The 12,597-nt window shown below is 64.5% G+C and carries 13 protein-coding genes; 10 read left to right on the forward strand and 3 right to left on the reverse strand.

The features are described 5' to 3' along the window. The first annotated feature begins 26 nt into the window (after positions 1 to 26). The 5 genes from hutG to AC1Q7F_RS19660 all read left to right on the forward strand — a co-directional run bounded on the left by hutG (position 27) and on the right by AC1Q7F_RS19660 (position 3,907). On the forward strand, positions 27 to 866 hold the full coding sequence (gene hutG / locus AC1Q7F_RS19640; protein WP_492509964.1) for an N-formylglutamate deformylase: 840 nt from the start codon (positions 27 to 29) through the stop codon (positions 864 to 866). Then, the gene (hutU, locus tag AC1Q7F_RS19645) at positions 863 to 2,521 is read left to right on the forward strand and encodes a urocanate hydratase (protein ID WP_492509966.1); all 1,659 of its coding nucleotides are present in this window, start codon (positions 863 to 865) and stop codon (positions 2,519 to 2,521) included. Before hutG ends, hutU begins: the two co-directional genes overlap by 4 nt. A gap of 66 nt (positions 2,522 to 2,587) precedes the next feature. Then, a complete protein-coding gene (locus AC1Q7F_RS19650) occupies positions 2,588 to 2,788 on the forward strand; it encodes a type II toxin-antitoxin system HicA family toxin (protein WP_492509968.1) in 201 nt (66 codons plus the stop codon). Between the two features lie 35 nt (positions 2,789 to 2,823). Continuing rightward, positions 2,824 to 3,207: a type II toxin-antitoxin system HicB family antitoxin gene (locus tag AC1Q7F_RS19655; protein WP_492509970.1), complete on the forward strand. Its 384-nt coding sequence runs from the start codon at positions 2,824 to 2,826 to the stop codon at positions 3,205 to 3,207. Positions 3,208 to 3,286: 79 nt separating this feature from the next. Continuing rightward, complete coding sequence (locus tag AC1Q7F_RS19660; RefSeq protein ID WP_492509972.1) at positions 3,287 to 3,907, forward strand: hypothetical protein; 621 nt, start codon at positions 3,287 to 3,289, stop codon at positions 3,905 to 3,907. Positions 3,908 to 4,103: 196 nt separating this feature from the next. Here the strand turns inward: AC1Q7F_RS19660 and AC1Q7F_RS19665 are convergent, their stop codons facing one another. Next, positions 4,104 to 6,326 carry a TonB-dependent receptor gene (locus AC1Q7F_RS19665; RefSeq protein WP_492509974.1) on the reverse strand — a complete coding sequence of 741 codons (2,223 nt, stop codon included), beginning with the start codon at positions 6,324 to 6,326 and terminating at the stop codon, positions 4,104 to 4,106. Between the two features lie 513 nt (positions 6,327 to 6,839). On the opposite strand from AC1Q7F_RS19665, the gene AC1Q7F_RS19670 reads away from it, so the two are divergent. After that, on the forward strand, positions 6,840 to 8,138 hold the full coding sequence (locus AC1Q7F_RS19670) for a cation:proton antiporter (RefSeq protein WP_492509976.1): 1,299 nt from the start codon (positions 6,840 to 6,842) through the stop codon (positions 8,136 to 8,138). A 261-nt stretch (positions 8,139 to 8,399) separates the two neighbouring features. On the opposite strand, the gene AC1Q7F_RS19675 is transcribed toward AC1Q7F_RS19670, so the two are convergent. Beyond that, positions 8,400 to 8,927 (reverse strand): hypothetical protein, encoded by a 528-nt coding sequence (locus AC1Q7F_RS19675; protein ID WP_492509978.1) that lies wholly within the window; start codon positions 8,925 to 8,927, stop codon positions 8,400 to 8,402. A 1-nt stretch (position 8,928) separates the two neighbouring features. Further along, entirely contained in the window at positions 8,929 to 9,882 is a 954-nt protein-coding gene (gene puuE / locus AC1Q7F_RS19680; protein ID WP_492509980.1) for an allantoinase PuuE, read from the reverse strand. A 97-nt stretch (positions 9,883 to 9,979) separates the two neighbouring features. Between puuE and uraD the strand changes: the two genes are divergently transcribed. Genes uraD through AC1Q7F_RS19700 form a run of 4 tightly spaced genes read left to right on the forward strand, consistent with a single transcriptional unit; the run spans position 9,980 to position 12,597 of the window. Continuing rightward, positions 9,980 to 10,519 (forward strand): 2-oxo-4-hydroxy-4-carboxy-5-ureidoimidazoline decarboxylase, encoded by a 540-nt coding sequence (gene uraD, locus AC1Q7F_RS19685; RefSeq protein ID WP_492509982.1) that lies wholly within the window; start codon positions 9,980 to 9,982, stop codon positions 10,517 to 10,519. Then, on the forward strand, positions 10,516 to 11,952 hold the full coding sequence (locus AC1Q7F_RS19690; protein WP_492509984.1) for an NAD(P)-binding domain-containing protein: 1,437 nt from the start codon (positions 10,516 to 10,518) through the stop codon (positions 11,950 to 11,952). Before uraD ends, AC1Q7F_RS19690 begins: the two co-directional genes overlap by 4 nt. Then, on the forward strand, positions 11,940 to 12,293 hold the full coding sequence (gene uraH, locus AC1Q7F_RS19695) for a hydroxyisourate hydrolase (protein ID WP_492509986.1): 354 nt from the start codon (positions 11,940 to 11,942) through the stop codon (positions 12,291 to 12,293). Before AC1Q7F_RS19690 ends, uraH begins: the two co-directional genes overlap by 13 nt. 58 nt (positions 12,294 to 12,351) lie before the next feature. Next, positions 12,352 to 12,597: a ribbon-helix-helix domain-containing protein gene (locus AC1Q7F_RS19700; protein WP_492509988.1), complete on the forward strand. Its 246-nt coding sequence runs from the start codon at positions 12,352 to 12,354 to the stop codon at positions 12,595 to 12,597.

The raw sequence follows: 12,597 nt of genomic DNA on the forward strand, positions 1-12,597 counted from the left end.
GCAATGTCGGCGGAAAGTGCAATAACATGACCGAAACACCCGACTGGCTGATCATCCATCAAGGCGACGCCCCCCTCATCCTCTCCATCCCGCATGCCGGCACGGAGATCGATGAGGATGTGGAGGAGACCCTGGCCGACCCCTGGCTGGCGCGCAAGGATGCCGACTGGTGGGTGGATCAGCTCTATTTCTTCGCCCGCATGCTGGGGGCGACCGTCGTGCAGACGACGCTGTCCCGCACCATGATCGACGTCAACCGTCCGCCCGACGGCGCCTCGCTCTATCCCGGACAGGCGACGACCGATCTCTGTCCGCTGACCAGCTTCGATGGCGAACCTTTGTACCTGCCGGGCCGGGAGCCCGACGCCATGGAGACCCTGCGGCGGCGCGAACTGTTCCACGCCCCCTATCACGCCGCATTGATGGCGGAGATCTTGCGCCTGCGCCGCGCCTATCCGCGCGTCGTGCTGTATGACTGCCATTCCATCCGGTCCTTCGTGCCGCGCCTGTTCGACGGTGCCCTGCCGCATTTCAATATCGGCACGTTCGAGGGCAAAAGCTGCGATCCCGGCCTGACCAGGATGATCGAGGCGGCGTGTGACGTCACACAATTCACCCGCGTCACCAATGGCCGTTTCAAGGGCGGCCACATCACCCGCCATTACGGCCAGCCGGCCAAGGGCGTGCATGCCGTTCAGATGGAACTGGCCTGCCGCGGCTACATCATGGAGCCGGAAGACGATCTGGCGCCCGACAATTGGCCCCCCTCCTTCGACGCCGCCTATGCCGCCCCGATGGTAAAGGCGCTGACCCGCATCCTGAACGCCTGCATCGGCTGGGCGACCCATGGGGACGTAAAGCAATGAACCGCACCGACAATAGCCGCGTGATCCGCGCCGCCCATGGCACCGAACTCCAGGCCAAGTCCTGGCTGACCGAAGCCGCCCTGCGCATGCTGATGAACAATTTGGACCCCGACGTCGCGGAACGGCCGGAGGAACTGGTGGTCTATGGCGGCATCGGCCGCGCGGCGCGCGACTGGGCCAGCTTCGACCGCATCGTCGATGCCCTGAAGAAGCTTGAGGATGATCAGACCCTGCTGGTGCAGTCGGGCAAGCCGGTGGGCGTGTTCCGCACCCATGAAGATGCGCCGCGCGTCCTGATCGCCAATTCCAACCTCGTCCCGCACTGGGCCACCTGGGACAATTTCCACGAGCTGGATGCCAAGGGCCTGATGATGTACGGCCAGATGACGGCCGGCAGCTGGATCTATATCGGCACCCAGGGCATCGTCCAGGGCACCTATGAAACCTTTGTGGAGATGGGCCGGCGCCATTATGGCGGCGACCTGTCGGGTCGCTGGATCCTGACCGGCGGGCTGGGCGGCATGGGCGGGGCCCAGCCGCTCGCCGCCGTGATGGCCGGCGCCTCCTGTCTGGCGGTGGAATGCCAACCTTCGCGCATCGACATGCGCCTGCGCACGGGATATCTGGACCGCGCCACCCACAGTCTGGATGAGGCTTTGGCCATCATCGCCGATGCCAGGTCGCCCGTCTCCGTCGGCCTGCTGGGCAATGCCGCGGATGTGTTCCCCGAACTGGTCCGCCGTGGTGTGCGCCCCGATGCCGTCACCGACCAGACGTCGGCCCATGACCCGATCAACGGCTACCTGCCCGCCGGCTGGACCCTGGATCAATGGGCCAAGGGAAGGGAAGAGGACCCCAAGGGCGTGGAAAGCGCCGCCCGCGCGTCGATGGCCGTACAGGTCCGGGCCATGCTGGATTTCCACGCCGCCGGCGTGCCGACCTTCGATTATGGCAACAATATCCGTCAGATGGCGCTGGAAGAAGGTGTCACCGACGCCTTCGCCTTCCCGGGATTCGTACCGGCCTATATCCGCCCGCTGTTCTGCCGGGGCATCGGCCCGTTCCGCTGGGCGGCCCTGTCGGGTGATCCCGACGATATCTACAAGACCGACGCCAAGGTGAAGGAACTGCTGCCCGACAACGCCCACCTGCATCACTGGCTGGACATGGCGCGGGAAAGGATCAAGTTCCAGGGTCTGCCTGCCCGCATCTGCTGGGTCGGCCTGGGCGACCGCCACCGGCTGGCCCTGGCCTTTAACGAGATGGTGGCGAACGGCGAGCTGAAGGCCCCCATCGTCATCGGCCGCGACCATCTGGACAGCGGCTCCGTCGCCTCGCCCAACCGCGAGACCGAGGCGATGATGGACGGCTCCGACGCCGTCTCGGACTGGCCCTTGCTGAACGCGCTGCTCAACACCGCGTCCGGCGCCACCTGGGTGTCGCTGCACCATGGCGGCGGTGTGGGCATGGGCTTCTCCCAGCATAGCGGCGTGGTCATCGTCGCCGACGGCACCGAGGCGGCGGCCCGCCGTCTGGGCCGCGTGCTGTGGAACGACCCGGCCACCGGCGTCATGCGCCACGCCGACGCCGGCTACGAGATCGCCCGGGACTGTGCGCGGGAGAAGGGGCTGGACCTGCCGGGGATCTTGGACTGAGGCTGCCGTCCTTGCCATCGCCCGCAATTATGTGTATCAATACACACTGAACCAAGTGACGACGCCATGGGCAAGACCATCAGCAGCAGCGATGTGATCGACGCCCTGCGGGCGGCGGGGTGGGTGATCAAGGAGCAAACCGGGTCACATGTCACATTGGGAAAGAAGGGGAACCCGCTGGTGGTCACCGTTCCACACCCGAAAAAGGACCTGCCCGTCGGCACCGTGAAGCAGATTGAGCGAAAGGCGGGGATCAAGCTCCGGTAAGCCCGGCTCGCCCCCGCCTGAAAGGAGATTGCAGAATGCCCACCCGTTATTACCCGGCCATCGTGGAGCGCAGCAGCGATGGGTTGTACGCGACCTTTCCCGATCTGCCGGTCTGCATCGCCCATGGCGCGACCTGGGACGAATTGATGGTCGATGCCGAAAAGGCCTTGGCCATGCATCTGACGCATTGGCAGGGGTCGATCCCCATGCCCACGGCGATGGATGATCTTCCCAGCGATCCGGAGGTGGTTGAAGCGGGCCGTATCCTCGTGCGGTGCGAAACCCCGGGCAAAAGCGTGCGGGTGCAGATCAGCCTTGATGAGGGTCTGCTGGCGGCCATCGATGCCGCCGCCACCGGGCGCTCCATGACCCGCAGTGCCTTCATCGCTGCCGGCGCCCGCGCCATCATGGCTGACTGACCGTCCAGGCCGGCGTTTTCCTTGACGCCACCCGGCGTCGGATGCTGCCATGGGCCCCCCTTCCCCACGGCCGCCACCCATGCCCTCCCCCGTCCCCAACCATCTCGACGCGCCCCGCACCAACCTGCTGATGCGGTCAGGGCGCTGGGTCAATCTGTATGATCCCTCCCCCGCCGATATCGTGCTGGAGGATTGGGTGACGGGTGCCTCCCGCGTGGCCCGCTGGGGCGGGCAGACGCAAGGGCCGCTGGCCTATAACGTGCTTCAGCATTCGGTGCTGCTGGAACAGGTGCTGGTCACCCTGCTGGCGCCCGACGCCCCGCCAACCCTGCGGCTGGCGGCGCTGATGCATGATCTGCATGAGGGCGGCGGCTTGGGCGACGTGGTCACGCCCTATGGCAAGCTGTTCGCAACGGCGGGGTTGAAAGAGGTCAAGGCACGGCTGGACCGCGCCCTGTTCCTGGCCGCCGGCCTGCCCTGGCCGCTGCCGCCCGCCCAGACCGACCTGATCAAGAAGGCCGACAAGATCATCGCGATATCGGAGGCCATCCAGCTGATGGGCTGGCCGGAAAAGCTGGCGCGGCGCGACATTGGCGGCAATTACCGCGGCAAGCTGTGGACCGATCCGATCATCGTGGTGGATGAGGCAACGGCGCGCACCCTGTGGTGGGAACGGTACAGGGCCGTCGCCCCAGTATGAAAGAGGCCGCGCCGGTCACCCGGCACGGCCCCTCCACACGATCAGAACAATCTCAGGCAGAGCGGTTTCCGTCTTCCCGGAAACCGCTCCGGCGGCGACTGCCGCCGCGCGGCACGTGCCGCGTAAGCCAAGCCGCCGGATGGCGGCGCCCGGCGCCTGAGGGAACAGGCAAGACTCTAAACCTGCCAAGGCAGGTTTAGAACTTCGACGTCAGTTCCACGCCATAGAACGGCGCCTGGTTGACGATGCCGGTCAGGTTGTTGAAGTCGATGGCGCCTTCCAGCGACTTCTCGTTGGTGATGTTGCGGCCGAACACGGCCAGACCGAACTTCTCGTCATCCGACACGTAACCGACCTTCAGGCCGCCTTCCAGCTTGCTGTCGGAATAGAATTCCTCCGACGTGTACAGGAAGAAATTGACCTTGGAGCGATAGTTCCAGTCGGTGAACACATAGAACTCACCCGAATCCACCGGAATCCCATACCGGGCCGTGGCGGAGAAGATCCACTTGGGCGCGTTGGGGAAGGAATTGCCGTCCAACTGGGCGAAGCCGCCCGACACCGGGTCGGTGACCGTGCAACCGCCACCACAGACCGGGATGCGCAGCGTGGCATCCTTGATTTCGGTGTGGTTATAGGACAAGCCACCGGTCAGCAGCAGATTGTCGGTCGGCAGCAGTTCCAGTTCGGCCTCGAACCCATAGCCCTCGCCGCCCTTGGCATTGATCAGGGTATTGTTGTTCGACGCACCGCCGACGGCGGTGAACTGCTGATCCTCGATATCGGTATAGAAGGCGGTGACGTTCAGGCGGGCCTTGCGTTCCCACAGGTCCGACTTGATACCGGCTTCATACGACATCAGCGTCTCGGCCTTGGCCACCGACAAGGCGTCGCGGTTGATATTGTTGCCGAAATAGAACAGCGGCCGGCTCTGGATCGACGGCGCGCGATAGCCGTTGGCGATGCGGGCGAACAGGTTGACGTCGTCCGTGGCCTTATAGGTCAGGCTGGCATCCCAGGTCACCTGACCATCGGTCAGGTCGGCATTGCCGGCCGTGGAACCCGGCACGCCCGGCATGGTGCGGACGACGGTGAAGTCCTTTTCCTCGTCATTGTAGCGCACGCCACCGGTCAGGGTCACCTGCTCGGTCAGGTCATAGCTGGCTTGGCCGAACACCGCCCAGGTCTTGGTCTCCTGACGGCTGTTGGTGAAGATGGAAATGCCGCGCGGGTCGGCGGCGTTGCCATAGGCGAAGCCGTGGGCCGTCACGTCCTCGTTGAAATAGAACAGGCCACCCTGCCAGCGGAACCGCTCGCCATCGGCGTTGGACAGGCGCAGTTCCTGGGTCCATTGCGCATGGTCGGGCACGGCATCGGCCGTCTCGCTGTCGAACGGGATGAAGCCGGGGCCGGTGCCGGCCACGCCGCCATCGATATCGCCGCGCGTATAGACCTCCACTGTCTCGTAACCGGTGATGGAGGTCAGCAGGATGCCGTCGAAATCATATTCCAGCTTCAGGCTGCCGCCCTGGCTGGACACGCTGGCGTCGTTCTGGCCGTTCTGGAACACCGAGTTGCGCGAGAAGGTCGAGGACAGGTCGTTGCTGCCCTTGGTGATGGCATTGGCCACGAACACGCGGGCCGAGCCGTCCAAGTCACGGGCATGGGCGTTGAACAGGGCCGACAGCGGGCCCTTCTCATAGGCCAGCTGCAGGCGGGCCGCGACCTCATTATGGCCGCCGATGGCGTCCTTCTCACCCGTATAGGTGTTGTCGATGAAATCGTCCTTGCGGTCATATTTCATCGACAGGCGGGCCGACAGGATGCCGTCGATCAAGGCACCACCGATGGCGCCCTCCGCCCCGATGGTGTTCTTTGACCCATAGCTGGCGTTCAGATAGCCCGAGGTGTCCTGGGTCGGCTTCTTGGAGATGAAGCTGACGGTACCGGCCGGCGTGTTGCGGCCGAACAGCGTGCCCTGCGGCCCGCGCAGCACTTCCACCCGTTCCACATCGAAGACGGGGAAGCCGCGCAGCATGGGGTTCTCCTGCACCACCTCGTCGATCACCAAACCGACGGGCTGGGTGGAGGTCAGGTCGAAATCGCTGTTACCCAGGCCGCGGATATAAAAGCGCGGGAAGGTGCGGGCGAAGGTCGATTCGACATAGAGGCTGGGGACCTGGGCCGACAAGGCCAGCAGGTCGACGCCACCGGACAGGACAGCCCCCAGCTTGTCGCCGGACACGGTGCCCACGGACACCGGCACCTGCTGCTGGTTCTCGGCGCGCTTGGTCGCCGTGACGATGATCTCATCCAGGACGGCCTGGGCCTGCACGGCGGCCGGCGCCGCCATGGACAGGGCGACGAGGCTGGTGGCGCCGGCCAGCAGCCGGACAAGAGACGGATTGCCTTTACGCATTATGGAATGCCCCCTTCAGAGCCAACTTGTTTGCGGCGGTTCGTGCCGCCAGCGTCGATTCCAGTCCGAGACGCCGTTCCTTCTCTGTTGGCCTGAGGAACGTTCGTCGTAATTGCGCATGGAAAAACCCGCCCAGGTCGCCCCAGCCGGGTCCAACATGCCATGTTGCGTTACAGCATGGAGTGGGCGGCGCCGGCTTTCAAGATGGTGCAGGTCGCTGGTGTGACATGACCATGACGGTGATGCAGATTGACCACAGCAAGGTGAAGTACAGAATGCACTATGACAGTTTTGTGACATGCAGCATCCACATATTGCGCCGCAACGACTTGGGGGCCGGGCCTCGAGCGAACCGGACGGAACCCTTTCAGGCAGGTGCGCCTAAATTCCGGATGGAAAACATCGGCGCTATCCCTGGGATGACAGCGCTGATATAGCCATGGGGATCAAGAGAAGTGAAGGACGCGGCCAACGCGTTTCAGACAACGTTGTCCGATGGGAGGACAGGGGCTCATGACACCAGCACAGCTCAGTGTGGTATTCTTTCTGCAATTGGCCGTGATCATCATCGCCTGCCGGGGGGTCGGCTGGCTGGCCAAGCGCTATCTGGGCCAGCCCCAGGTGGTGGGGGAGATGATTGCCGGCGTCATCCTGGGGCCGTCCCTGCTGGGGCTGTTCTGGCCCGAAGCGCAGGGAATGCTGTTTCCCAAGGAATCGAAGGCGGTGCTGTTCGTGGGCGCGCAGTTCGGTGTGGGGCTCTACATGTTCCTGGTGGGGCTGGGCTTCCGGGGCGATCATTTCAAGTCCAATGCCGGCAGTGCGGCGGCGGTGTCGCTGTCGGGCATGGCCGCCCCCTTCCTGCTGGCCATCCTGATCACCCCCTGGCTGATGAGCCATGGGCTGTTCAACGAGAACCTGACACTGCCCCAGACCACCTTGTTCATGGGCGCCTGCATCGCCATCACGGCCTTCCCCATGCTGGCCCGCATCATCCATGAACGCGGCCTGTCGGGCACACCCCTGGGCACCCTGTCGTTGTCGGCCGGCGCCATCGATGATGCCGGCGCCTGGACGGTGCTGGCCATCGTGCTGGCCACCTTCGGCGACGGGCCGATGGTGGCGGTGAAGGCCATCGGCGGCGGTGCCGCCTTCGCCCTCTTCATGCTGACCCTGGGGCCCCGCCTGCTGGCACCGCTGGGCGCCAAGGCGGAGCGGGAGGGCAAGGTCAGCCATTCCACCCTGGGCATTGTGCTGGTCCTGTTCCTGCTGTCGGCCTGGGCCATGGATGCGGCCGGCATCCATGCGGTGTTCGGCGGCTTCCTGCTGGGCTGTGTCATGCCGCGCGGCGTGCTGGCCACCGAACTGCGCAAGCAACTGGAACCGTTCGCCGTGGTGGTCCTGCTGCCGATGTTCTTCACTTATTCCGGCCTGCATACCCAGTTGACCCTGGTGGACAATATCGGCCTGGTGCTGGTGACGCTCGGCATCCTGGCGGCGTCGGTCCTGGCCAAGGGCGGAGCCTGCTGGGCCGCCGCCCGCCTGACGGGCCAGGACAACGCCACCGCCCTGGGCATCGGCGCCCTGATGAATGCGCGCGGCCTGATGGAACTGATCATCATCAATATCGGCCTGCAGAAGGGCATCATCGGCCCGGCTTTGTTCTCCATGCTGGTGCTGATGGCCATCATCACCACGCTCATGGCCTCACCCTTGTTCGAACTGGTCTATGGCCGCAAGGCGCGGGCGCGGGGCGAGCTGGGAGAGTTGCACGAGGTCGACAGCGACTTCGCGGAGGTGCGCGAGGCGCGCTGATACGTGTCATGTTTAGATAGAATCTTCTCTTCCGCCTTCCCGGCGAAAGCCGGGACCCAGGGGCCACAGGATCAAACCTCCAAGCTGCTTTGATCGGATCTGCCGATAGGTAGGGCACGTGGCCCCTGGGTCCCGGCCTGCGCCGGGAAGGCGGGAAATATGATCCCGGGGAATGCAACTACGGCCTGAACTTTGCGCCTATGGGGTTGTCACCGGGAAGGCGAGAAGGCTGGTTCTATCTTAACCGGACAACCTCCAGGCTCAGTCTTCTGGTCGCTCGTCACCGACATCGGATGCAAGCGGCTCACGCTCTTGCATCGCCGGCTGCTCGCGGTCGGGGAAATCGATCCCCGGTTGCGTGAAGAACGCGTCCATGCTTATAGCGTCGCGTCGAGCTGCCCACCAGATCAGGCCCGTTACCCCGCCGCTCAGCGCTCCCAGGACAGGCATGAAACGCCCTGTGTTTTCCCCGAACGCAAGCATCATAACGGTGTGGACGATCAGGAACCCGAATATGGCTCCCGCCGCCAGATAGATCACCCAATATTCCCTGCCTATGCGGCGGAGAAACCACGTCAAAGGCAGGCCGATCACCAATGAGGCGAGTATATTGGTCGCCAAGGGCAAGCCGACGATGGCGGCAAGGAACAGGAGCTTTCCCCCAATATTCCACCATGTGTCGGTAACAATAAAAAAGAGAAGGATTATAAATGGTATCAATATGACAAAAACGGTGCCTGTCGTCACTGCAATGACGAAGCCGCGCATCTGCCGCCAAATCGTGGCCACCTTAAATTTCCGCGACACCATTGCCCGTCACCTTGCCCCACGGATGCACCGCCCGCCAGTGCCGGGCGATATCCACCCGCCGCGCCACCCACACCTTGTCATGCACCATGACATGGTCCAGGAACCGCTCCAGCCCCCGCACCCGCCCCGGCCGGCCGATCAGGCGGGTGTGCAGCCCCACCGACATCATTTTCGGCGCCGTTTCCCCCTCCGCATACAGCGCGTCGAAGGCATCCCTGGCATAGGTGAAGAAATCATCGCCCTGGTTGAAGCCCTGGGCCGTGCCGAACTTCATGTCATTGACGTCCAGCGTATAGGGGATGACCAGATGCGGCGCCGTCTGCCCCGGATAGGTGCCCGGCCGCAGCCAATAGGGCAGGTCGTCATCATAGGCATCCGCGTCATAAAGGAACCCGCCCTCCTCCACCACCAGCCGCCTTGTGTTCGGCCCCGTGCGGCCCGTGTACCAGCCCAGCGGCCGCTCTCCGGTCAGGTCGCGGATCGTGTCGATGGCAAGCCGCATATGCGCGCGCTCCACATCCTCCGGCACATTCTGGTAATCGATCCAGCGCCAGCCATGCGACGCGATCTCGTGCCCCGCCGCCACCATGGCCTTGGCGGCATCCGGATGGCGGGCCAGCGCCATGGCCACGGCGTAGCAGGTGATCTTGATGCCATACCGGTCGAACAGCCGCATCAGCCGCCAGAACCCCGCCCGGCTGCCATATTCATAGACCGACTCCACCGACAGGTTGCGCTGCCCCATCAGCGGCTGGGTCCCCACCACCTCCTGCAGGTACGCCTCCGAATGGGGATCGCCATGCAGCAGGCAATTCTCCCCGCCCTCCTCGTAATTCATCACGATCTGCACGGCGATGCGGGCATCCCCCGGCCAGCGCGGGTGGGGGGGATGGGCGCCATAGCCGATCAGGTCGCGGGGATAGTCCTGCTGCATGCGTCACCTCCTTGCCCCTGGGGGATAGACCCTGTCACCGCAATGATGTTGCGCATCGTTTCGCTTGCGCACAAGAAAATCCGTGGCACCATGGGACATGGTCGATGATAGAGAACACAACCCCGCCCACCCCACGCCACAGATGCTGAACGCCTTGCCGCACGCCGATTTCGTGCGGCTGCTGGCGGCGATCTGGGAGAACAGCCCCTGGGTGGCGGAGACGGCGTATGAGGCCAGGCCCTTCGCCGATATTGTTGCACTGCACAATGCCATGGTGCGCACAGTGCGGGATGCCGGCCATGCGGCCCAGCTGGCCCTGTTGCGCGCCCATCCCGATCTGGCCGGCAAGCTGGCGCGCGGCGGCGGGCTGACGGCGCACAGCACGGCGGAACAGGCGGGCTTGGGCCTGGACCAGCTGTCGGATGCCGACTATGACTGGTTCGACCGGCATAATGCGGCCTATCGTGAACGCTTCGGCTTTCCCTTCATCATCGCGGTGAAGGAGAATACCAGGGACAGCATCAAGGCCGCCCTGGCCACCCGGCTGGACAACGATCCCGCCGTGGAATTGAAAACAGCATTGGGAGAAGTCGCCAAGATCGCCAAATTCCGCCTGGAGGGGCTTCTTGGGACATGAGTGACATTGGCAGCCACACTGGTTTGGCGGCCCTGGAGGCCCAGGTCGCCCGTGATCTGACCCTGCTGGATTACCCGGCCCGCCCCTGGGTGCCGGCGCGCCCACACAAGGACGGGCATGTCTTCGACGTGGTCATCGTCGGCGGTGGCCAGGCCGGTCTGGCCACCGCCTTCGGCCTGATGCGGGAGAAGGTGGGCAATATCCTGGTCATCGACCGCAACAAGGCGGGGGACGAGGGACCATGGACCACCTTTGCCCGCATGATCACCCTGCGCACGCCCAAGCACCTGACCGGCCCCGATCTGGGCGTGCCCAGCCTGACACCCAGGGCGTGGTACGAGGCGAAGTACGGCATCGACGCCTGGGCCCAGCTGGGCAAGCTGCCCAAGGAGGTCTGGCAGGATTACCTGGACTGGTACCGAACCACCCTCAACATCCCTGTGCGCAACCAGCATGATCTGGTCCGCATTGATCCGGAAGACGATACCGGCATCCTGCGCCTGACCGTGGACACGCCGGCCGGAGAGCGCCTGATCCTGGCGCGCAAGCTGGTGCTGGCCACCGGCATCGACGGGGCCGGGCGCTGGCATGTGCCGGATTTCATCCGCGGCGTGGTGCCGGAGGACCGCTATGCCCACACCTCGGAATTCATCGATTTCGACCGGCTGCGGGGCAAGCGCATCGGCGTGCTGGGGGCCGGTGCCTCGGCCTTCGACAATGCCGGTACCGCGCTGGAGGCGGGCGTGGCCTCGGTCGATCTCTGCCTGCGCCGTCCCGACCTGCCGCGCATCAACCCCTATCGCTGGATGGAATTCTCCGGCTTCCTGGGCCATTTCGCGGCGATGGGCGATCTCAACCGCTGGCGCTACATGCGCCATATCTTCGACCTGAACCAGCCGCCACCGCAGGACACGTTCCACCGCTGCGCCATGCACCCCAACTTCGCCTTCCATACCTCCTGTCCCTGGGAATGGCTGCGCATGGACGGGAACGAGATCCATGTCGGCACGCCCAAGGGCGTGATGGCGTTCGACTTCCTGGTGGTGGGCACCGGTTTCATCGTGGAAGCGGCGTTCCGGCCGGAGGTGGCGGCCTTTGCCAAGGATATCGCCACCTGGGCCGACCGCTTCACCCCGCCCAGGGGGGAGGGCAACCCGCTGCTGATCCGCTACCCCTATCTGGGCGACGCCTTCCAGTTCACCGAACGCGTGCCAGGATGCGCCCCGCACCTGGCCAATATCCACAACTTCACCTTCGGCGCCACCCTGTCCATGGGCCTGTCCGGCGCCTCGATCAGCGGCATGAAATACGGGGTGCAGCGGCTGGTCCAGGGCCTGATCCGCGACCTGTGGCTGGCCGACCAGGACCATTTCCTGGCCGATCTCAAAGCCTACGACCAACCCGAACTGGTGAGCACGACATGGCCCGCCTGAGCACCCATGTCCTGGACACCAGCACCGGCCGTCCGGCGGCCGGGTTGCGGGTGCAATTGTTCAGTCTGGAGGATGGCGGGCGCACCCTGGTCCGCGACGTCTGGACCAACGATGACGGCCGCACCGACGCCCCCCTGCTGTCGGGCGATACGATCCCCGTGGGCGCGTATGAACTGCTGTTCCATGCCGGGGACTATTTCCGCACCAACGCCGTGCCCCTGGCCGACCCGCCGTTTCTGGACCAGATCCCCATCCGCTTCGCCATCGCCGAAGCCGACGGGCATTACCATGTGCCCCTGCTGCTCAGCCCCTGGAGCTATTCGACCTATAGGGGGAGTTGAGGGGGCGGGCGTCTGCGCATAGAGTGACATCTCAATGAACGCGTACCGGAGTTCCATCATGGCTGACAACATCGCCCGCTGGACAATCGATGTCTCGAAAGACACGGACGACACGGTGCGCCACCATCTGGCACAGCGCGGCATGAAGAAGGGTGACCTGTCCAAATTCATTGAAGAAGCGGTGAAATGGCGGGTGCTGGATCAAACCATGGCGGAGGCCCGTGGGAAATTCGCAGATCTGCCGGTCGATGAACTTGATGCCTTGTTGGATGAGGCGGTAACGGCTACCCGCGCTCGCGGATGA

This window comes from Niveispirillum sp. GW835-FHT14G11 (genome assembly GCF_058793615.1).